General features: G+C 65.2%; 20 protein-coding genes. 17 read left to right on the plus strand and 3 right to left on the minus strand.

All coding sequences use genetic code 11. From position 1 onward, the window contains the following. The 9 genes from CH305_RS19065 (at position 1) to holA (ending at position 8,489) form a co-directional block, all read left to right on the plus strand. Positions 1-1,416, plus strand: coding sequence for a VWA domain-containing protein (locus tag CH305_RS19065; RefSeq protein WP_094704596.1), 1,416 nt, complete (start codon positions 1-3; stop codon positions 1,414-1,416). A gap of 107 nt (positions 1,417-1,523) precedes the next feature. Beyond that, positions 1,524-2,237, plus strand: a complete 714-nt coding sequence (gene nadD, locus CH305_RS19070) for a nicotinate-nucleotide adenylyltransferase (protein ID WP_052058460.1) — start codon at positions 1,524-1,526, stop codon at positions 2,235-2,237. Then, positions 2,234-2,623, plus strand: a complete 390-nt coding sequence (rsfS, locus tag CH305_RS19075) for a ribosome silencing factor (RefSeq protein WP_032379193.1) — start codon at positions 2,234-2,236, stop codon at positions 2,621-2,623. Before nadD ends, rsfS begins: the two co-directional genes overlap by 4 nt. Continuing rightward, on the plus strand, positions 2,620-3,273 hold the full coding sequence (locus tag CH305_RS19080; RefSeq protein ID WP_032402402.1) for a histidine phosphatase family protein: 654 nt from the start codon (positions 2,620-2,622) through the stop codon (positions 3,271-3,273). The genes rsfS and CH305_RS19080 overlap by 4 nt, the downstream gene beginning before the upstream one ends. After that, positions 3,260-4,030: a diglucosylglycerate octanoyltransferase gene (octT, locus tag CH305_RS19085; RefSeq protein ID WP_037151028.1), complete on the plus strand. Its 771-nt coding sequence runs from the start codon at positions 3,260-3,262 to the stop codon at positions 4,028-4,030. Before CH305_RS19080 ends, octT begins: the two co-directional genes overlap by 14 nt. After that, positions 4,027-4,875, plus strand: coding sequence for a DegV family protein (locus CH305_RS19090; protein ID WP_094704597.1), 849 nt, complete (start codon positions 4,027-4,029; stop codon positions 4,873-4,875). Before octT ends, CH305_RS19090 begins: the two co-directional genes overlap by 4 nt. A 109-nt stretch (positions 4,876-4,984) precedes the next feature. After that, a complete protein-coding gene (locus CH305_RS19095) occupies positions 4,985-5,860 on the plus strand; it encodes a ComEA family DNA-binding protein (RefSeq protein WP_094704598.1) in 876 nt (291 codons plus the stop codon). Next, positions 5,857-7,449, plus strand: a complete 1,593-nt coding sequence (locus CH305_RS19100; RefSeq protein ID WP_094704599.1) for a ComEC/Rec2 family competence protein — start codon at positions 5,857-5,859, stop codon at positions 7,447-7,449. Before CH305_RS19095 ends, CH305_RS19100 begins: the two co-directional genes overlap by 4 nt. A gap of 32 nt (positions 7,450-7,481) precedes the next feature. Continuing rightward, positions 7,482-8,489 carry a DNA polymerase III subunit delta gene (holA, locus tag CH305_RS19105; RefSeq protein ID WP_179278348.1) on the plus strand — a complete coding sequence of 336 codons (1,008 nt, stop codon included), beginning with the start codon at positions 7,482-7,484 and terminating at the stop codon, positions 8,487-8,489. Positions 8,490-8,600: 111 nt separating this feature from the next. On the opposite strand, the gene rpsT is transcribed toward holA, so the two are convergent. Next, positions 8,601-8,861, minus strand: a complete 261-nt coding sequence (gene rpsT / locus CH305_RS19110; protein WP_027497522.1) for a 30S ribosomal protein S20 — start codon at positions 8,859-8,861, stop codon at positions 8,601-8,603. A 356-nt stretch (positions 8,862-9,217) separates the two neighbouring features. Here rpsT and CH305_RS19115 point away from each other — a divergent pair, with 356 nt between their 5' ends. From CH305_RS19115 to CH305_RS19125, 3 genes are read left to right on the plus strand one after another with little or no spacing between them, the layout of a single operon-like run. Continuing rightward, a complete protein-coding gene (locus tag CH305_RS19115) occupies positions 9,218-10,774 on the plus strand; it encodes a circularly permuted type 2 ATP-grasp protein (protein ID WP_242640376.1) in 1,557 nt (518 codons plus the stop codon). Continuing rightward, positions 10,775-11,749 carry an alpha-E domain-containing protein gene (locus tag CH305_RS19120; protein ID WP_032379188.1) on the plus strand — a complete coding sequence of 325 codons (975 nt, stop codon included), beginning with the start codon at positions 10,775-10,777 and terminating at the stop codon, positions 11,747-11,749. An 8-nt stretch (positions 11,750-11,757) separates the two neighbouring features. After that, positions 11,758-12,588: a transglutaminase family protein gene (locus CH305_RS19125; protein ID WP_094704600.1), complete on the plus strand. Its 831-nt coding sequence runs from the start codon at positions 11,758-11,760 to the stop codon at positions 12,586-12,588. Positions 12,589-12,637: 49 nt separating this feature from the next. Here the strand turns inward: CH305_RS19125 and CH305_RS19130 are convergent, their stop codons facing one another. After that, positions 12,638-13,207, minus strand: a complete 570-nt coding sequence (locus CH305_RS19130; RefSeq protein ID WP_094704601.1) for a type II toxin-antitoxin system PemK/MazF family toxin — start codon at positions 13,205-13,207, stop codon at positions 12,638-12,640. 150 nt (positions 13,208-13,357) lie between these two features. On the opposite strand from CH305_RS19130, the gene lepA reads away from it, so the two are divergent. After that, positions 13,358-15,205 (plus strand): translation elongation factor 4, encoded by a 1,848-nt coding sequence (gene lepA, locus CH305_RS19135; RefSeq protein WP_371829190.1) that lies wholly within the window; start codon positions 13,358-13,360, stop codon positions 15,203-15,205. A 144-nt stretch (positions 15,206-15,349) separates the two neighbouring features. Then, positions 15,350-16,357 (plus strand): nitronate monooxygenase, encoded by a 1,008-nt coding sequence (locus tag CH305_RS19140; RefSeq protein WP_094704602.1) that lies wholly within the window; start codon positions 15,350-15,352, stop codon positions 16,355-16,357. Between the two features lie 31 nt (positions 16,358-16,388). On the opposite strand, the gene CH305_RS19145 is transcribed toward CH305_RS19140, so the two are convergent. Then, positions 16,389-18,434 (minus strand): glycoside hydrolase family 15 protein, encoded by a 2,046-nt coding sequence (locus CH305_RS19145; RefSeq protein ID WP_032402408.1) that lies wholly within the window; start codon positions 18,432-18,434, stop codon positions 16,389-16,391. A gap of 93 nt (positions 18,435-18,527) precedes the next feature. Between CH305_RS19145 and CH305_RS19150 the strand changes: the two genes are divergently transcribed. The 3 genes from CH305_RS19150 (at position 18,528) to CH305_RS19155 (ending at position 20,236) form a co-directional block, all read left to right on the plus strand. Then, positions 18,528-18,761, plus strand: a complete 234-nt coding sequence (locus CH305_RS19150) for a hypothetical protein (protein ID WP_032402409.1) — start codon at positions 18,528-18,530, stop codon at positions 18,759-18,761. A 176-nt stretch (positions 18,762-18,937) separates the two neighbouring features. After that, complete coding sequence (locus tag CH305_RS29765; protein WP_310180897.1) at positions 18,938-19,027, plus strand: Ms4533A family Cys-rich leader peptide; 90 nt, start codon at positions 18,938-18,940, stop codon at positions 19,025-19,027. A 186-nt stretch (positions 19,028-19,213) separates the two neighbouring features. After that, positions 19,214-20,236, plus strand: coding sequence for a sulfate ABC transporter substrate-binding protein (locus CH305_RS19155; RefSeq protein ID WP_094704663.1), 1,023 nt, complete (start codon positions 19,214-19,216; stop codon positions 20,234-20,236). Positions 20,237-20,240: the final 4 nt, after the last annotated feature.

Here is a 20,240-nt window from a genome sequence, read left to right on the forward strand (position 1 = left end):
ATGTTGGCCCCGCACGGAATTCCCGGGCATCTGGTCGGCTTCGTCGAGGCTTTGAGAAAGCGCGGAATCTCGGTGGGGCCGTCGGAAACCGTCGATGCCGGACGCGTCCTGTCGGTCCTGGATCTACTCGACCGGGAAGCCGTGCGCGAGGGGCTGGCCTGCTCGTTGTTGCGACGACCGACGCATCGCGGGGTGTTCGACGCCTTGTTCGACCTGTGGTTTCCGGTGGCGTCGGGCACGAGGGACTCGGGACAGATCGACACTGCGCTGCCCCGCACGGACGGCGGCGAGGTCGACATCGATGCGCTCCGAGAGTTGCTGGTGGATCTGCTGTCCGACGATTCGGCCGAGGCCGCGGAGTTGACCCAGATGCTGGCGGCGCAGATGGTGGAGGAACTCGGTCAGTACAAATCCTCGAACGGGCCGTCGTTCTCGGCCTATCAGGCCCTGCGCGATGTTGCCCCCGATACGTTGTTGCGCAAGATCCTCGACGGGCTACTCGGTCGCGCCGACGACACACCGGATCGGTCCACCGACGACTACGAATCGGAAGTGGCCAAACGTACTGCAGCGCAACGAATCGCAGACCTTCGCAAGATGGTCGAGAACGAGACGAGGCGGAGGTCGGCCGAGAAGCTGGGTCGCGAGCGGGTGGCGAGTTACGGTGTGCCCAAGCTGGCCGAGGAGGTCGACTTCCTGCGGGCCTCGGACACGGAGATGGCGGCGCTGCGACGCAACGTCACCCCGCTGGCCCGGCTGCTTGCCTCACGACTTGCGGTGCGGCGCAGCAGAAGCAGGCACGGCTCGATCGATCTGCGACGCACCCTGCGCAAGTCGATGTCCACCGGCGGCATTCCGATCGACTTGGTGGAGCGCAAGCCGCGTCGAGCACGCCCCGAATTGGTTGTGCTGTGCGATGTCTCTGGCTCGGTGGCGGGATTCAGTAACTTCACCCTGTTGTTGGTACACGCACTGCGAGAGCAGTTCTCGCGCGTTCGAATCTTTGCCTTCATCGATTCCACCGACGAGGTGACGCGATTCTTCGACTCCGGCTCCGACCTCGGTGCCGCGATGAGCCGCATCATCCGGGAGTCCGATCTGGTGACGTACGACGGCCACTCGGACTACGGACACGCGCTGACGACGTTCGACGAGAAGTACGCGCATGCGGTCACCAGTCGCAGTTCGGTGTTGATTCTCGGCGACGCCCGCACCAATTACCGCGAACCCAAGCTGCCCGCGTTGGCCCACATCGTCTCGGTGGCCAAGCATGCGTATTGGCTCAATCCCGAACCGAAAGCGCAGTGGGGATCCGGCGATTCGGCGGCCAAGGTGTACGCCGACGTGATCGCCATGCACGAGTGCCGATCCGCCCAGCAGCTCGCCACCGTGGTCTCACGTCTGCTGCCGGTGTGAGGCGTGTGACGCCCGGTAACGCCGCGGACGTAGAATCGACGGTTGTGCAGCACGAATACGACCCCGGTGACGACACAGGGAAGCAGTCCGTTCGCCGCTTGGGCGTGATGGGTGGCACCTTCGACCCGATACACCACGGGCACCTCGTCGCGGCCAGCGAAGTGGCGAACAAGTTCGGTCTGGACGAGGTCATCTTCGTCCCCACCGGAAACCCCTGGCAGAAGGAAGGGACCTCGGTCAGCCCAGCGGAAGACCGCTACCTGATGACCGTGATCGCGACCGCGTCCAACCCCCGATTCTCCGTCAGCCGCGTGGACGTCGATCGCGAGAAGTCGACCTACACCGTCGACACCCTGCGCGATCTGCGGGCGCAGCACCCCAATGCCGAGCTGTTCTTCATCACCGGCGCGGACGCCCTCGAGTCGATCCTGACGTGGCAGAACTGGGAGGAGCTGTTCGAGCTCGCCAAGTTCGTCGGAGTCTCGCGTCCGGGGTTCGAGCTGGGCGTCGAACATCTGGCCAACCACCTCCGGTCGTTGCCTGCCGGCACCCTCACATTGATGGAAATCCCGGCACTCGCGATATCGTCGACAGACTGTCGACTTCGAGCCGGTGAGAATCGGCCGGTCTGGTACCTCGTACCTGACGGCGTCGTGCAATACATCTCGAAGAGAAATCTCTACAGACCACGAGGCGCGCTGCGCCTCGACGGATCCGTCACAATGTCGGAGCCGGCACCCCAGAAGAAGCAACCGGAAGGGCCGGTCACCAGCGCAATGACCGCGAACCCGAACCATACGAGTGGGAGTACACCCAAGTGACTGCAACAGCCGAAGCCGCCGAGATGGCGCGTATCGCCGCGCTCGCAGCCGACGACAAACTGGCCAGCGACGTGGTGATCCTCGACGTCTCCGACCAGCTCTACATCACCGATTGCTTTGTGATCGCCTCTGCGCCCAACGAGCGTCAGGTCAACTCGATCGTGGACAACATCGAGGATCAGCTGCGTGAAGCCGGACACAAGCCGGTCCGCCGTGAGGGCACCAAGGAAGGTCGCTGGGCGCTGTTGGACTACTCCGACATCGTCGTCCACGTCCAGCACAACGAAGAGCGCAACTTCTATGCCCTCGAGCGGTTGTGGAAGGACTGCCCGACCATCGAGGTTCCCGGTCTCGGACAGCACCCGGCTGCGGAATCGGAGCAATGATCCGACGGCTCATCCTGCTTCGGCACGGTCAGACGGAATACAACGCCACCGACCGCATGCAGGGTCAGCTCGATACCGATCTGTCCGAGCTCGGTCGCACCCAAGCCAAGACGGCCGCTGCCGAGCTGGCGACGCGTGAGCCGATTCGGATCGTCTCTTCCGACCTCCGCCGGGCTCTCGACACCGCCGTTGCCCTGGGCGACGCTGCCGGTGTTTCGGTGACGCAGGACGAGCGCCTGCGCGAAACCCATCTCGGTGAGTGGCAGGGTCTCACCCACACCGAGGTCGACGACATCGCACCCGGCGCTCGGCCGGCGTGGCGAGCCGATGCCACCATCGCTCCACCGGGCGGGGAGAGCCGTATCGACGTCGCCCGTCGCAGTGTTCCCCTGGTTCGCGAGCTGCTGAGCGGCGTCCCCGAGTGGGGTGCCGATGGCGACCAGCGGCCACTGGTACTCGTGGCGCACGGGGGCCTGATCGCGGCACTGACGGCAGCGTTGCTCGATTTGCCGACGGACCGGTGGCCGGTGCTCGGCGGGCTCGCCAACACCAGCTGGGTGCAGCTCGGCGCGCACGGAGCGGGCGTTCAGCCGTCCTGGCGCCTGGACGTGTGGAACGCCTCGGCGCGAGTGGCCAGTGACGTCCTCTGACGAGACGGCGGTGCGCCCCACGCTGCTCGTGCTCGCGGACTCGCTGAGTTATTACGGACCCGAGGGCGGGCTGCCGGTGGACGATCCGCGGCTCTGGCCCAATCTGGTTGCAGCCGAACTCGGTTGGACGGTGGATTTGGTTGCGCGCATCGGCTGGACGAGTCGTGACGCATGGTGGGCTCTGACTCAGGATCCGCGAGTGTGGGCCGCGATTCCCCGTGCCGGTGCCGTCGTGTTCGCCATCGGTGGCATGGATTCGCTTCCTTCGCCGTTGCCTACCGCGCTGCGGGAGCAGATCCGGTACATCAGACCGCCGGCTCTGCGACGCGTCGTTCGCGCGGGATATCAAGCGGTGCAACCAGTTCTGTCGCATCTGGGTTGGCCGGTTGCACTGCCGCCGCGGCTCAGCGTCGACTACCTGGAGCAGGCCCGCGCGGCCTTGGCCTACGTACGTCCCGAGCTTCCCGTCGTCGGCACCTATCCGTCGGTGCACCGCTGCGATGCCTACGGGCGGGTGCACTCGGGCCGCGAGCCCGCGGTACGTGCGTTGCGGGCGTGGAGTACGGACAAGAACGTTCCGATGGTCGATCTCGCCGACGCGGTGCGCCCGAACATCGAATCCGAGAACGCGAACCCCGACGGCATCCACTGGGGGTGGGACGCGCACCGTGCGGTGGCAGAGGCGATGCTCGAGGCGTTGCGACCGGTGGCTGCCTCGGCGTCGACCGCGAACCCTGCAGCGACCCCGAAGCCATGACCGTCGCCGTCGTCACCGACTCCTCGTCCTGCCTGCCCGCCACGCTTGCGGCCGAGCGGGGAATCTCGGTGGTGCCCTTGCACGTACTGGTGGACGGAATCGACCATCGTGAGGGTGTCGACGAGATCCCCGAGCACTCCGCCTCGGGAAGTCCGATGACCACCGCCGGCGCGTCACCGGGCGAGCTGGCCGAGGTGTACGCCGCGGCTCTCGAACGCAGTCGAGGGGACGGTGTGGTTGCGCTGCACATCTCCCGGGGGCTCTCGAGCACGTGGGAAGCAGCGCGCCAGGCCGCGGACGAGGTCGGCCCTGCCGTTCGAGTGGTCGATTCCGGTTCTGCAGGAATGGGATTGGGCTTTGCCGTGCTGACGGCTGCCGGTTCGGCTGCCGGGGGAGCAGACCTGGACACGGTTTACCACTGCGCCGTCGCTGCGTCGACGACCTCGAGGTGCTTCATCGTCGTCGATCGCCTCGACCATCTGCGACGCGGAGGTCGAATCGGCACTGCCGCAGCCCTCCTCGGCACCGCACTGGCCATGAAGCCGGTGTTGCACATCAGCGGCGGTGCGCTCGTGCTGCGGGAGAAGACGCGGACCTCGTCCAAGGCGTTGCACAAGCTGGTCGACGCAGCCGTCGCCGCCGCATCCGAGGTCGGTGACGATTCGGGGGTTGCGCTCGCCGTGCACCATATGTTGTGCGCGGAGCGTGCCGACGATGTCGCTGCGATGCTGACCGCCCGCATTCCGGGCTTGACCAGCATCGACGTGTATCCCTTCGGTGCCGTGCTAGGAGCGCACGTCGGCCCCGGTGCCGTCGGCGTCGTCGTGGCACCCGGACACCGATAGTCGCGCCGATCCCACCGATCATCCACAGGTAGCGAGTTGTGCACAGGGCAATTCGCGACCAGCGTCTCGTGGCGTGTGAGCCCGACCGCCGGAACTAGCGTTCTGATGCATGGGCGGTGACGACGATCGGGCGCACACGGTGGCGCGACTGAATGCCGTGCGCAGACAACCTGATTTCGCACGCCCGGATGGGATACCCGCGCGCGTCGAGACACAGGAATCCAGCCCTGACGTGACGACCCCGGAACCGGATTGGCTGATCTCGAGTTCGCCGAGGCTCGGTTCCCCGTGGTCGTCCGTACTTCCACAGCGATGGCGTTCCGCTCGGGTGGACCCGGGAAGGCAGGGTGCCATCGCCCTGGCAGCAGCCGGAGTCTTTGTCGTGCTCGTCGCGGCATTCGCGGTGTTTCGAGATGCGCCGACGCCTGCACCCGCTCCACCGCTGGCCGTGGTTGCATCCGATACGAAGAATTCGGACGTCCTGGCCGAACCGGTACCGGCAGTGGAAGCCGAGCTGGTCGTGAGCGTCGTCGGCCTGGTGGTACAGCCCGGACTGGTTCGGCTGCAACCGGGTTCGCGAATCGCCGACGCGGTCGCCGCGGCGGGAGGACCTGTCGAGGGTGCCGATCTGTTGGCGCTCAACATGGCCGCGCGAGTGGCCGACGGTGATCAGATCGTCGTCGGTGTCGTGCAGCCACAGGCTGCCCCGCCGTTGAGTAGTACGACCTCGGCAGACGGCCCGGTGACCGCGGGCGGGGCGCAGGCCGCTCCCGAAGGCTCCGCACCGGCCGGGACGGTGGACCTCAATGCCGCCACCGCCGCCGAACTGGACGCCTTGCCCGGTGTCGGACCGGTGACCGCAACCTCGATCGTGAGTTGGCGAGAGACCAACGGCCGCTTCGTCTCTGTCGATCAGCTCGCCGAAGTGGACGGAATCGGGCCCGGGAGGCTGGCGAAGATCCGCGATCTCGTGCACATCGGATGAGCACCGACGCCGCATCGACCGCCACTGCGCAGGCCGAGGAGTTTCTGCCGTTCGATATACGTTTGGTTCCGGCTGTGGTGGTGTGCTGGTCGATCACCGCGGTCGCAATTCTCGGCGGCCCCGGTGCGGCGGTGGCGGCCACGGCGTCGACCTCGGTGGTGGTGCTGCTCGGTTCGCTGGCGCTGCGACGGCTGGCGACACGATGTGCCGCGTCCGGTCCCAGCTGGGCGGGAGTGGCCACGGTGATCGCACTCGCGCTGTGCTTCGGCGGAGCGATCTGGCTTCAGATGTGCGCAGTAGCAGATCATCCCGTGGCTGCTGCCGCGGAGAAGCGTGCGTGGATCACCGCGTCGGTGCGGCTGGAGGAGGACCCACGACGACTGACGTCCGCAGGACCCTCGATGGTGATGACGAAGGCCGAGTTGATTCGCGTGGACGTCGGAGGTGAGGCGCTGTCCGTCGGCGGACTCGTCTCGGTCATCGCCCCGGAGTCGAGTTGGTCCACGCTGCTGCCGGGTCAACAGATCACCGTCCGGGGCAGGCTCGGCGAACCGATTCGACCGGACATGACTGTGGCGGTGATCCGCGTATCGGGACCACCCGTCACCGTCGGTGACCCCGGGGCGATCTCTGCCGCAGCCGGCACCTTCCGGTCGAATTTGGCTGCAGTGGCGCAGAATTCGATGCCACCGGATCGTGCAGGTCTGCTACCCGGTCTCGTGGTCGGGGATGTGTCCCGATTGGACGAGACTGTGGCAGAGAACTTCCGGGCGGCCGGACTGACGCATTTGACCGCTGTGTCGGGCGCAAACTTTTCCATCGTGATCGGTGCGGTTCTGCTGGTGTTGCGAAGCATCGGGATCGGACCACGAGCGACGGTCGCAGTTGCGTTCGTCGTGCTCGTCGCGTTCGTGATCGTGGCTCGCCCATCGCCGAGTGTGCTTCGTGCGGCGGTGATGGGTTCGATCGGGTTGTTGGCCCTCGTCACCGGCAGGCGGCGGCAGGCCGTTCCGGCCCTGTGCGGCGCAGTGCTGGGCTTGCTCGCATGGTGGCCGAGGCTGGCGGTGGACGTCGGGTTCGTCCTGTCGGTGTTTGCCACCGCCGGACTCGTCCTGATCGCGCCGATCTGGGTCGACTGGCTCCGAGCCCGCGGCTGGCCGAGGGCAGCCGCGGAGGTATCGGCCGTCGCTGCAGCCGCGCACGCGGTGACGGCACCGGTGGTCGCGGCGATGACGGGAACGATCAGTGTGGTGGGCGTCGTTGCGAACGTGTTGGTGGCACCGGTCGTCGCTCCGATCACGGTGGTGGGCATCGTGACGGCCGTGATCGCCACCGTCAGCACGTCTGTCGCCGAGCTGACGGCGCAGCTGGCGTCGGCACCACTGTGGTGGTTGATCACGGTGGCCGAGCGGGCCGCGTCGGTGCCTGTTGCCGGCATCCGCGTCCCCGACGGTCTCCTGGGTGCAGCACTGGCAGCCTTGGGAACGGCCGCACTGCTCGTGGCGTTGCGGTTTCGGGTGCTGCGGTGGGGTGCTGCAGTGGTGGCGATAACGGCACTGGCCATGTGGACTGCGCACCTGCTGTGGTGAGTGCTGGGGCTGTGCTGCTCGAAAGGAAGCGGATGCCCGAGCTGTCGGCCCCACATGGCACGATCACGGGTGTGACTTCGAGTGTGGCTCCACTGCATCTGGTTCTCGGCGGCGAGGAACTTCTGATGGATCGCGCGGTAGCGTCGATCGTGGCGCAGGTGCGTGCCAATGCGGCGATTCCGGGGGAGGACCTGCCGGTCACACGGTTGCGCACCGGCGACGCCAGTGCCCCGGAACTTGCCGAACTGCTCAGTCCGTCGCTGTTCGCGGAGGATCGCGTGGTTGTGCTCGAGGCAGCGGCCGAGGCAGGCAAGGATGCTGCAGCTCTGGTGCTCGACGCCGCAACCGATCCGCCCGAGGGTGCGGTCGTGGTGGTGATGCATTCCGGCGGCGGTCGGGCCAAGGCCATGGTCGGTGCTCTGCAGAAGTGCGGCGCTCAGGTGCACGAGTGCGTGAAACTCACCAAGCCCGCCGAACGCATCGACTTCGTGCGCGGTGAATTCCGTGCGGCCGACGTGCGAGTGAGCGGCGAGGTGATCGAGGCTGTCGTCGAATCGGTCGGCAACGAACTCCGCGAATTGGCCTCGGCCTGTTCGCAGCTGGTCTCCGATACCGGCGGCAAGGTCGATCTTGCCGCAGTGCGCCGGTACTACTCGGGCAAGGCGGAAGTCTCCGGCTTCGACGTCGCCGACAAAGCGGTGATCGGAGACAGAGCCGGCGCGCTCGAGGCTGTTCGCTGGGCGATGCATCGGGGAGTGGCGCACGTGCTGTTGGCCGACGCCTTGGCCGATGCCGTCCGCACCATTGCGCTCGTGGGTTCGGCCGGTCGCGGCGACCCGTTCCGAATGGCAGGTGAATTGGGCATGCCGCCGTGGAAGATCAAGAAGGCGCAGGGTCAGGCCCGAGGCTGGAACGGTCGATCCATCGCGCAGGCGTTGCGGGTTGTGGCGCAACTGAACGCCGACGTCAAAGGTCAGGCAGCGGACGCGGACTACGCGGTGGAAAAGGCGGTGTCAGAGGTCGCAGGGCTGGGCCGGTAGCGCTCGGGGCCCCAGCGTTGTGACAAGTCCAGGGCACGAAAAACTCAGGGCACGAGAAAGCCCGCTGCCTCCGTGTCGGATGCAGCGGGCTCGGTCGAGCTCAGCGGTGAATCAGAGCTTGTTGACTGCGAGAGCCAGTGCCGACTTCTTATTGGCAGCCTGGTTCTTGTGGATGACGCCCTTGCTGGCGGCCTTGTCGAGCTTGCGGCCTGCGTCGAGGAGAATCTCGGAAGCCTTGTCCTTGTCGCCCGCAGCCTGTGCCTCGCGGAACGAGCGGATGACGGTACGAAGGGAGGACTTCACCGACTGGTTGCGCAGGCGTGCACGCTCGTTGGTGAGAATCCGCTTCTTCTGGGACTTGATATTGGCCACGCGTAAAATCCTTCTTGTCTTCGTCGGTATTCCGGTCAGGGCGATCCATGCTGGAATGCCCGAAGTCTGCTGCAGAGCTTTGGAGCCCTGCGCCGAAGATCGAGAATACCAGCCCGGCGGGGCAGAACCCAATTGGGTGCACCCGTGACGATGCGTTTCAAGAATTTAACGCTTCTACCGCGCCTAACTCCAGTCTCTGTAGCAACATGACCAGAATGAGTCCGCGATCGGCAACGCATGCCGCCACCAAGGCCAAAGCGACCAAAACCAAGTCAGCGGATCGCGTCGAACCCGAGGTCGACGGGGTGTTCGGGGGTTATTCCGACGTCGGAAAGTACAGTCTCGCCTTCGACGAGATGTTCGACGCGGACGGACGAACCAGGACTCCCTACAAGGGCATTCACACAGCCCTTGCCCCGGCGAACGCGTCCGACCTGGACGCGAGATCCGACGCACTGGGACGCGCATTCGTGGACCAGGGCATCACGTTCTCCCTGTCCGGCCAGGAGCGCCCGTTCCCGCTCGACCAGGTTCCCCGCGTCATCGCCGCAGGGGAGTGGTCACGGCTCGAGCGCGGCATCAAGCAGCGCGTCAAAGCGCTCGAGATGTTCCTCGCCGACATCTACGGCGATCAGGAAATCCTCCGCGACGGTGTGGTGCCGAAGCGACTGATCACCTCCTGTGAGCACTTCCACCGCGAGGCCGTCGGCATCACGCCACCCAACGGCGTGCGCATCCACGTCGCCGGAATCGACCTGGTCCGTGATGCACAGGGCACGTTCCGCGTCCTCGAAGACAATCTGCGTTCGCCCTCCGGTGTGTCGTACGTCATGGAGAACCGGCGCACCATGGCCCGGGTGTTCCCGGACCTGTTCGCCAGCCACCGCGTGCGTGCCGTCGGCGATTACGCCTCGCATCTGTTGCGCGCACTGCGCTCCGCCGCGGCTCTCAACGAAGCCGACCCCACAGTGGTGGTGCTGACCCCCGGTGTGGCCAACTCCGCGTACTTCGAGCACTCGTTGCTCGCCCGGCTGATGGGCGTCGAACTCGTCGAGGGACGCGATCTCTTCTGCCGGGACAACATCGTCTACATGCGCACCACCGAGGGCGAGCGCCAGGTCGACGTCATCTACCGACGCATCGACGACGACTACCTCGACCCGATGCAGTTCCGGCCGGATTCGGTCCTGGGCGTGGCAGGCCTCGTCAACGCCGCCCGCGCAGGCAACGTCGTGATCTCCAGCGCCGTCGGAAACGGCGTCGGCGACGACAAGCTGGTCTACACGTACGTGCCCACGATCATCGACTACTACATGGGCGAGAAGCCGTTGCTGGCCAACGTCGACACGTTCCGGTGCTGGCTGGACGACGAGTGCGAGGAAGTCCTCGACCGCATCGACGAACTGGTGATCAAGCCTGTCGAAGGGTCGGGTGGTTACGGCATCGTCTTCGGCCCCGACGCCTCGCCGAAGGAATTGGCGACCATCAGCAAGAAGGTTCGCGCGGATCCGCGTGGCTGGATCGCGCAACCCGTCGTGCAGCTCTCGACGGTGCCCACCAAGATCGGTGACCGGTTGGTTCCTCGGCACGTGGACCTGCGGCCGTTCGCAGTCAACGACGGCGACGACGTCTGGGTGTTGCCCGGGGGTTTGACGCGAGTTGCACTGCCGGAGGGTTCGTTGGTGGTCAACTCGAGCCAGGGCGGCGGCAGTAAGGACACCTGGGTGCTCGCCACCCGAACCTCGCAGGAGGAGCAGGAACTGGCAGGCGAGGAGATCGTCAGCGTTCCGCCGGAGTCGCCCATGGTCGAACAGGGCCCGGAGCTGACGATGGACCAGCAGATGAATCAGCAACAGCAACAGCAACAACAACAGCAGGCAACGAACTCGGACTCGAACGGCGGTGGACAGTAAATGCTCGCGCGCAACGCAGAGTCGCTCTACTGGATCGGACGGTACGTCGAGAGAGCGGACGACACGGCCCGCATTCTCGATGTCACCGTCCACCAGCTTCTCGAAGACGCCACGGTCGATCCCGACCACATCTCGCGAGTGTTGTTGCGAGTACTCGGTTTCAAGCACGAGCCGGACGTCTCGCTCGACGTGTGGTCGCTTACCGAGTTGGTGGCCTTCAGCCGTGACGGGCTCGGCTCCATCGTGGACTCGCTGTCGAGTGCACGCGAAAATGCCCGTGGCGCTCGCGAAGTCACCTCGAGTGAGATGTGGGAGTGCCTCAACACCACGTACAACGGACTGAACGAGCGCATCAGGGCGTCCAAGCGCACCGGCCCGGCCGAGTTCTTCAGCTACATCGAGGAGCGGGCAGCGATGTTCGCCGGTCTCGCGGATTCCACCCTCAGTCACGACGACGGCTACCGCTTCCTGTTGCTCGGTCGCTCGGTCGAGCGGATCGATATGATCGTTCGACTGTTGCTCTCGCGCGCCGGTGACCGGCCGTCGTCGCCGGCCTGGGTCACCGTTCTGCGATCCGCAGGTGCTCACGACACCTACCTGCGTACCTACCGCGGCGCGCTCGACGCCCAGCGAGTTCTCGAATTCATGTTGCTGGACAGGCTCTTTCCGCGTTCGGTGTTCTATGCACTCAACGAAGCGGAACGGTCGCTCGATCAGCTCGACCACCAGCCGAACAGTCGAGTCGGTGCGCGGGCCGAAGCTCAGCGGCTACTGGGTCGCGCGCGTAGCGAACTCGAATTCCTGCGTCCCGGTGAAATTCTCGACGATCTGCAGGAGCGCCTGCTCTCTCTGCAGGAAACCTGCCGTGAACTCGGGGAGGCGATCTCCAAGCAGTACTTCCACGCCGCTCCATGGGTTGCGTGGACGGACGCCGGCTCCGGAACATTCGAAGATCAATTGGAAGGTGAACTGTGAGCTGGCGTATGCGTGTCGTACACACCACGGGCTATCAGTACGACGCACCGGTGACCTCGTCCTACAACGAAGCTCGGCTGACGCCGCGAAGTGACAACCGGCAGAACGTGATTCTGAACCGAGTCGAGACGAACCCGGTGACGCGGTCCTACCGCTACACCGACTACTGGGGTACGGCGGTGACGGCGTTCGATCTGCACGCACCGCACACCGAGCTCGAGGTCACCGGATCCTCGGTGGTCGAGACCGATCCCTTCGTCTATCCGGACGAGAACGCGTCATGGGAGGAATTGGCCAGCGAGGCGGTGACCGACCGCTTCAACGAGGTGCTCGACAACACCGTGTACGTGCCGAAGAATCGTCAGCTCGCGTCGGTGGCGAAGAAGCTTTCGAAGGGACTACCGCCGCAGGAATCGGTGGTCGAGATCTCGAACTGGGTCAACCAGGAGATGTCGTACGTGCCGGGAACCACCGGGGTGCACACCTCGGCCGTCGAGGCGTGGTCGGAGAAGAAGGGCGTCTGCCAGGACTACGCCCACCTGACCTTGTTGATGCTGCGCAGCATCGGCATCCCGAGCCGGTACGTCTCGGGATACCTGCACCCGAAGAAGCAGGCGGCGATCGGCGCGACCGTCGAGGGGCAGAGCCACGCCTGGATCGAGGCCTGGACCGGTGCCTGGTGGGGCTACGACCCCACCAACGCAATCGCCGTCAACGAGCAGCACGTCTCGGTGGGACTGGGCCGCGACTACGCCGACGTGCCCCCGCTCAAGGGCATCTTCTCCGGCGGCGGCTCGACGGCTCTCGACGTCGTCGTGGAAATCACGCGACTGGCCTAGCCTCGTGTGCGTTGTGCGTATCCATGAGTACGCACAACGCGCACGTGGTTCAGTTCCAGCCGAAGTCTCGACGCAATCGAGCTGCGACGGAGTCGAATTGGGGCTTGCTCAGGATCGCGCCCTCGCGGCGGATGCCGTCCTCGGGCACGTCGAGAACGCGATCCAGACGAATCCAGCTCGGTCGTCCCTCGGCGTCCCAGGAACCGGATCCGATCGACTGCCAGTCGCGGTCGCCGTCGCGGCTGCTCTGGCTCGACAGCATCAAACCGAGTAGATCGTTGCCCTCGCGCCCGATGACCAACACCGGGCGGTCCTTACCCTGGCTGGCGTCTTCTTCGTAGGTCACCCAGGTCCAGACGATTTCACCCGGATCGGCCTTGCCGTCGAGATCGGGGGAGTACTCGATGGTGCGGGCGCGCTGGGCCGTCGGCCTCGTCTGTGACGCGACCGGGCGGCCGGGGCGCGGAGCCGGAGCGGACGTGTTCGACGTCGTGCCAGTGATTGCGTCCTTGCCCTTCTGCAGGGCGCCGGACTTCTGCAGTTGACGCAGCAGTCGCGGGCCTTCACGCATCGCGATCTTGCCCAGTTCTTTGCCGAATCTGCTCCAATTGCCAGCCATGCGGCGAGTGTAGCCACCCTGACGTTGCTGCTCACAGCCCAGACTGTGGCGACGTCGAAGCCGGAGTCGGACAGCCGGGGACGGCGCATCGTTCTCGGCGTGGGACGATGGACACACCCGTTCGCTCATTTCGAACACGCCAGCCGAAGGATACGAGTGCCCAGCTTCGCCGACACGACGTTCACCGATCCGTCCAGGATCAGGAACTTCTGCATCATTGCCCACATCGACCACGGTAAGTCGACGTTGGCGGACCGGATGTTGCAGCTCACGGGCGTCGTCGACGACCGGTCGATGCGCGCGCAGTACCTGGACCGGATGGATATCGAGCGCGAGCGCGGCATCACCATCAAGGCGCAGAACGTACGGCTGCCGTGGGTCGTCGACGGTGAAGAATTTGTGCTGCACCTCATCGACACTCCCGGCCACGTCGACTTCACCTACGAGGTCTCCCGTGCCCTCGAAGCCTGCGAGGGCGCAGTGCTGCTCGTCGACGCCGCGCAGGGCATCGAGGCGCAGACGCTGGCCAACCTGTATCTGGCTCTCGACAAAGAGCTCACGATCATTCCGGTGCTCAACAAGATCGACCTTCCCGCCGCCGACCCGGATCGCTACGCCGCCGAGATCGCGCACATCATCGGGTGCGAGGCCGACGACGTACTGCGCGTATCGGGTAAGACCGGTGTGGGCGTGGAAGAACTGCTCAACGAGGTCGTCAAACTGGTCCCGGCTCCGGTCGGCAACCCGGACGGCCCGGCCCGCGCGATGATCTTCGACTCGGTCTACGACACCTACCGCGGCGTCGTCACCTACGTGCGAGTGGTCGACGGCGCGCTCAACCCGCGCGAGAAGGTCACGATGATGTCGACCGGCTCGACGCACGAGTTGCTCGAGGTCGGCATCGTCTCGCCCGATCCCAAGGCCACCAAGGGCTTGGGCGTCGGCGAGGTCGGTTACCTCATCACCGGAGTCAAGGACGTCCGTCAGTCGAAGGTGGGCGATACCGTCACGACTTTTCGGAAGGGCGCAACCGAGCCGCTGACCGGCTACCGCGAGCCTCGGCCGATGGTGTACTCAGGTCTCTACCCGCTCGACGGTTCGGACTACCCGGACCTGCGTGATGCTCTCGAGAAGCTGCAACTGAACGACGCGGCCCTGACCTACGAGCCGGAGACCTCCGTTGCTCTCGGCTTCGGATTCCGCTGCGGATTCCTCGGGCTGCTGCACATGGAGATCACTCGCGAGCGGCTCGAGCGGGAGTTCAACCTGGACCTGATCTCGACCTCGCCGAACGTGGTCTACCGCGTCGAAATGGAAGACGGTGCCGAGCACATCGTCACCAATCCGTCGTACTGGCCCGAGGGCAAGGCGCGGGAAGTGTTCGAGCCGATGGTCAAGTGCACCATCATCTCGCCCAGCGAATTCATCGGCTCCATCATGGAACTCTGCCAGGGACGACGTGGCGAACTCGGCGGCATGGACTACCTGTCCGAAACCCGCGTGGAGCTGCGCTACACGATTCCGATGGCCGAGATCATCTTCGATTTCTTCGACATCCTCAAGTCCCGTACCCGCGGATACGCCAGCCTCGATTACGAGGAGATCGGCGAGCAGGCCGGTGCGCTGGTCAAGGTCGACATCCTGCTGCAGGGTGAGGCCGTGGACGCGTTCTCGGCGATCGTGCACAAGGACAATGCCGCGGCCTACGGCAACAAGATGACGACCAAGCTCAAGGAACTGATTCCGCGTCAGCAGTTCGAGGTGCCGATTCAGGCCGCCATCGGATCGCGGATCATCGCCCGCGAGAACATCCGTGCGATCCGAAAGGACGTGCTGGCCAAGTGCTACGGCGGCGACATCAGCCGTAAGCGCAAGCTGCTCGAGAAGCAGAAAGAGGGCAAGAAGCGCATGAAGACGATCGGTCGCGTCGAGGTGCCGCAGGAAGCCTTCGTCGCCGCACTGTCCTCGGAATCTTCGTCGGACAAGCCCAAGAAGTAGCGCAGGGGCCGGAAGTAACCTCACACCCTTTTCACCGACCGCGCGCCCCCGCTCGCATCGGAACGGGGGCGCGCAGTCGTCAACAGGGGCGCGCGGTCCCCACCGAAGCCTGACGCGAATGGTGGGCGAGTACATTTCGAACCTGTGACTACGCCGATCCTGAAGCAGCTGCGTGTGCCCGTCGTCGGTGCGCCCATGGCGGGTGGCCCGAGTACTCCCGAGCTCGCTCGCGCGGTCTCGGAGGCGGGTGGGCTCGGCATGATCGCGGGCGCATTGCTGACACCTGAAAGCTTTGCAGCGCAGATCGATTCGGTTCGAGGACTGCCGTTCGGTGTCAACCTCTTCCTGCCGGAGGAGCCGTCCGGTGCCGACGTGGCGTCCTATGCCGAACACTTGGCATCCTGGTTCGAGCGGTTCGATGCCGAACCGGGGGAGCTGCTGCGACGAGACGACTTCTACGCCGAGAAGTTCGCTTGGCTGCTCGAGCACCCGGTACCGCTGGTCTCGAGCACATTCGCGACGTTCGATGCGGACGAGGTAGCCCAACTGCACGCCGTCGGGACCGAGGTGTGGGCCACCGTCGCCACCGCGTCCGACGCGTCGGTGGCCACCGCCAACGGCGTCGACGCTCTCGTCGTGCAGGGACCGGAAGCCGGTGGGCATCGAGGTACGTTCGACGGGTCGGCCCCGAAGGAGCCGTTGGCCGAGCTGCTCGTTGCGGTCCGCGAGATCTCGGAACTCCCTCGTATCGCAGCCGGCGGATTGATGGACGGCAACGACATTGCGCCACTGTTGGATTCGGGTGCAGCCCATGCCGTGCAGCTCGGGACGGCCTTCCTGAACACGCCTGAGGCCGGCACCAAACCTGTGCACCGCGAACAGCTGACACTGGCTCCGAACACCGAAGTGACGAGGGCCTTCTCCGGCCGTCCTGCGCGGGGTCTGGTGAACGAGTTCATGCACGCGAACTCGGACGCCGCTCCGCTGGCGTATCCCGATCTGCACTACCTGACCGCGCCGATGCGCGCGAAGGCCGCAGCAGCGGGCGACCCGTCGGGACTGTCGATGTGGGCCGGGACCGGCCATCGCCGCGCTCAGGCCAAGCCCGCGGCCGAGCTGATCGCCGAATGGGCGAGACAACTCGGCCGCTGAAACCACACGCGGCGACTACCGAACTTCCCGCTCAGGGGTTGGCGTGGGCGGGCTGGAAGTGTCCGGACGCCTGGGCTTCCTCGGCCCGGATGACGTGCACTACTGCATTGATGAGGGCAAGGTGGGTGAACGCCTGCGGGAAGTTGCCGAGGTGACGGCCGGTGCGGTGGTCGATCTCCTCGGCGTAGAGCTTGAGTGGGCTTGCGTAGCCGAGTAGCCGTTCGCAGAGGTGCTTCGCGCGGGGCAGTTCGCCGATTTCCACCAGGGCAGAGACCAGCCAGAACGAGCAGATCGTGAACGTTCCTTCCTCGCCGGCCAATCCGTCGTCGGTGGTGTCGGTTCGGTAGCGCAGAACCAATCCGTCCTCGGTCAACTCGTCGGCGATGGCGAGCACCGTGGCACGGATTCGCTCGTCGTCGGCCGGCAGGAATCGCAGCAGCGGTGCCAGCAGCAACGACGCGTCCAGCGACGGGTCGCCGTAGCGCTGCGTCAGCACTCCGCGTGAGTCGGTGCCGTTTTCGAGAATGTCGGCCTTGATCTCGTCCGCGATCTCGTTCCACTGGTCGGAGTAGTCCTGCTCGCCGTGGATGTCGGCGAGCTTGGCACCGCGATCGAGCGCGACCCAACACATGAGCTTCGAAGACGTGAAGTGCTGCGGTTCGCCGCGCACCTCCCAGATGCCACGGTCCGGTTTGCGCCAGTTGGCGATCGCTTCCTCGACCTGACGTTTGAGTAGCGGCCACAGGAATTCCGGGACGTGCTCACGCGACTTGACATGCAGGTACACCGAGTCGAGCATGGTGCCCCAGATGTCGTGCTGCTCTTGGTCGTAGGCCCCGTTGCCGATGCGTACCGGCCGCGCGCCGTCGTATCCGGACAGGTGCGGTAGCTCGCTCTCGTCGAGGGTCTTCTCGCCGCCGATGCCGTACATCACCTGCAGCGGATTGACCTCGCCGTTCGCCGTCGTCGCCACATCGGACATGAACGCGAAGAAGTCGTTGGCTTCACGGTCGAGTCCGAGCGTGTAGAGGCCCCACAGTGCGAACGTCGAATCGCGGACCCAGGTGTAGCGGTAGTCCCAGTTGCGTTCTCCGCCCGGTGTTTCCGGGAGCGACGTGGTCGATGCCGCCAACAGGGCACCGGTGGGCGCGTAGGTCAGGCCCTTGAGTGTCAACGCGCTGCGCTGCAGGTAGCCCCGCCACGGGTGGTCGGGGAACCGGCCGATGGTGATCCACTGCCGCCAACATTCGGAGGTGCGCCACATCTTCTCCGCTGCTTCCTCGAAGGTTTGCGGCGCAGGAAGGTCGGACCAGGACAGGGCGACGAAAACATTGTCGCCCTCGGTCATTCGGGTTCGGGCCCGAGCCTCACGGCCCTCGATGCCGATCCGAAGATTGGTGGTCAACTTCAGCGTGGGCTGGTCACCGTCCGCGCTCGCCTCGCAGGTTGCGGTGGTCTCCTCGTATACCTTGCCGGTGTACTCCCAGTTCGCGGGTGCCCGGTGGTAGTCGAAGGCCGGCTCGCAGCTCATCTCCAATTCGACTGTGCCGCTGACGCATTTGATGGTGCGCAGCAGTATGTGTTCGGCATCCCAGTCGCTCGGTGCGCGCTTGTGGGTGCGAGAGCGTTGATCGGTGTTGTGCCACGGTCCCATGATGAGGGCGTCGCGCACGATCAACCAGCCGGTCTCGGTCTGCCATGTGGTCTCGACGATCAGACCGCCGGGCAGATAGCGCCGCGCCGCGGGGACCGACTGACCGTAGGGGCCGACGCGAAAGTGGCCGGCACTGCGATCGAGAATCGCTCCGAAGATGCTGGGGGAGTCCGGCCGGGGCACGCACATCCACTCGACGGATCCGTTTCGCGCGATCAGACAGGTGGTCTCGCAGTCCGAGAGGAATGCGTAGTCGTCGATCGGCGGAAAGGCGCTGCGGTAGGACGTCAGGGTGGACACCGGTGCGTCGGTACTGCCCAATACTCCCTGAACTTCGATCCCGCCCAACTCTGGGTGTCCAGATCCCATCGCGGGCTCGTCGGCCACCGGAGGCACGGGCGAAACATCTTCGAATGCCGTCATGGCGTAATCATCGACTCATCGGTGGCAGTCGTCCACTGCTGGTCGTCGATCGGCGTGGCGTGGGCACCGGACGCGCTGGTTTAAGCTGCGAGGGTGGAACCGGTTGCGCGTTGGTGGGACGGCGTCGAACTGTGGGTGACGGGCCTGCCGTTCGTACCGCAGGCGATCGTCGTGCTGCTGGTCATCGTGCCGACTGCGTTCCTGCTGGCACGGGTGTTCGATCGCCTTCTTGCGGTGGTCCTACGCCTGCTCGGTCGCGACGCGCGCGCTGCTCGCGAGGCGGAGTCGACGGCTGGTGCCTCCACCACGACGAAGGATGGACAGTAATGCCACGGTCTCGGGTAACGCTGGCGCTCATCGCGCTGCTGGTGCTGGTTGTCATCGCCTGGCTGCTCACTCGGTAGGGCCTCGTCGCCACGGCTCGGCCGACGGCTGCGCCGTCGAGTCACCGGGCGCGTCCGCTGAATTAGAGTCCGTCCGAAACCTCTGCTAGATTTCTGACCGTGTCTTCTGCCGCCGAGTACCGCGTCCGCCATCAGTTGGCGTTGATTGCTGTCGGCATGTTGGCAGTCGCCGATATCGACTGTTGTTGATTCTTTCCTCAGTCGAATCGGTTTTCTCGATCCGTGCGTCCGCCCCGCGTGACGTGGGTCGTCGATGTTCCCGCTGCAGCCATGGTGATGTCGCGCTGCCGATGTGGTGTCCGGTTCGACTCGGGGAGTGACGACTTCTGCCCAGTTCGTTCTCAGTACTCGCCATTCATGAAAGGCCATCTTTCGATGAGTCATAGCTCTCGTTACCTGCTGACGACGTTCGCCGCCGTGGGAGCACTTCTCCTCACCGCGTGCGGCGGTGGATCGAGTGACGTCGTCGGCGGCGGATCGGACACCGCCAGCGGTCCCGCATTGACCCTGGTGGGATACGCCGTCCCCAAGAACGGTTGGGACGCAATCGGTCCCGCTTTCGCAGCCACCGAGGATGGTGAGGGCACCGCCATCAACGCCGACTACGGTGCCTCGGGCAACCAGTCACGCAAGGTGGCCGACGGCGCACCCGCCGACATCGTCAATTTCTCGGTCGAACCGGATATCACCCGACTCGTCAAGGCCGGCAAGGTCGACGAGGACTGGAACCAGAATGCTTACGGCGGAGTGCCGTTCGGTTCCGTGGTGACCATCGTCGTGCGTGAGGGCAACCCGAAGAACATCCGTACCTGGGATGACCTGATCAAGCCCGACGTGCAGGTCATCAGCCCCAGTCCGCTCAGCTCCGGCTCGGCCAAGTGGAATCTCCTTGCTCCGTACGCGGCGAAGAGCAACGGTGGCCAGGACAAGCAGGCCGGCCTCGATTTTGTTCGTACCCTCGTCTCCGACCATTTCCCGGTTCAGCCCGAATCGGGCCGCGCGGCAACAGAAGCCTTCCTGCAGGGGCAGGGCGATGCGCTGCTCAGCTACGAGAACGAGGCACTTCTCATCGAGCAGCAGGGTCAGCAGGTGGAGCACGTGGACGTTCCCGTCACGTTCCGCATCGACAATCCGGTGGCAGTGATCAACAGCAGTGCCAACCTCGATCGAGCCAATGCTCTGAACGATTTCATCTACACCGACGAGGGACAGAAGATCTGGGCCGAGGCAGGCTTCCGGCCGGCGAACCCGGACATCGCTTCGGAGTATTCCGACAAGTTCTTCACCCCCGAAAAGCTCTACACCATCGACGATCTCGGTGGCTGGACGCAGGTCGACGCCGATCTGTTCGGCGACAACGGTGCAATCACGACGATCTATCAGGAAAGTACTCGGTAGAGAT

Origin of the sequence: Rhodococcus sp. 15-649-2-2, from assembly GCF_002258645.1 — a bacterium.
GTDB lineage: Bacteria > Actinomycetota > Actinomycetes > Mycobacteriales > Mycobacteriaceae > Rhodococcoides.

What these genes read in the sequence shown, in the direction of transcription:
- CH305_RS19090 (WP_094704597.1), top strand. Translation starts at nt 4,027, where the DNA reads ATGACCGTCGCCGTCGTCACCGACTCCTCGTCCTGCCTGCCCGCCACG.
- CH305_RS19120 (WP_032379188.1), top strand. Translation starts at nt 10,775, where the DNA reads ATGCTCGCGCGCAACGCAGAGTCGCTCTACTGGATCGGACGGTACGTC.
- CH305_RS19125 (WP_094704600.1), top strand. Translation starts at nt 11,758, where the DNA reads ATGCGTGTCGTACACACCACGGGCTATCAGTACGACGCACCGGTGACC.
- CH305_RS19095 (WP_094704598.1), top strand. Translation starts at nt 4,985, where the DNA reads ATGGGCGGTGACGACGATCGGGCGCACACGGTGGCGCGACTGAATGCC.
- CH305_RS19155 (WP_094704663.1), top strand. Translation starts at nt 19,214, where the DNA reads ATGAGTCATAGCTCTCGTTACCTGCTGACGACGTTCGCCGCCGTGGGA.
- CH305_RS19130 (WP_094704601.1), bottom strand. Translation starts at nt 13,207, where the DNA reads ATGGCTGGCAATTGGAGCAGATTCGGCAAAGAACTGGGCAAGATCGCG.
- CH305_RS19115 (WP_242640376.1), top strand. Translation starts at nt 9,218, where the DNA reads ATGTTCGACGCGGACGGACGAACCAGGACTCCCTACAAGGGCATTCAC.
- CH305_RS19065 (WP_094704596.1), top strand. Translation starts at nt 1, where the DNA reads ATGTTGGCCCCGCACGGAATTCCCGGGCATCTGGTCGGCTTCGTCGAG.
- CH305_RS19080 (WP_032402402.1), top strand. Translation starts at nt 2,620, where the DNA reads ATGATCCGACGGCTCATCCTGCTTCGGCACGGTCAGACGGAATACAAC.
- holA (WP_179278348.1), top strand. Translation starts at nt 7,482, where the DNA reads ATGCCCGAGCTGTCGGCCCCACATGGCACGATCACGGGTGTGACTTCG.
- CH305_RS19145 (WP_032402408.1), bottom strand. Translation starts at nt 18,434, where the DNA reads ATGACGGCATTCGAAGATGTTTCGCCCGTGCCTCCGGTGGCCGACGAG.
- nadD (WP_052058460.1), top strand. Translation starts at nt 1,524, where the DNA reads ATGGGTGGCACCTTCGACCCGATACACCACGGGCACCTCGTCGCGGCC.
- CH305_RS19100 (WP_094704599.1), top strand. Translation starts at nt 5,857, where the DNA reads ATGAGCACCGACGCCGCATCGACCGCCACTGCGCAGGCCGAGGAGTTT.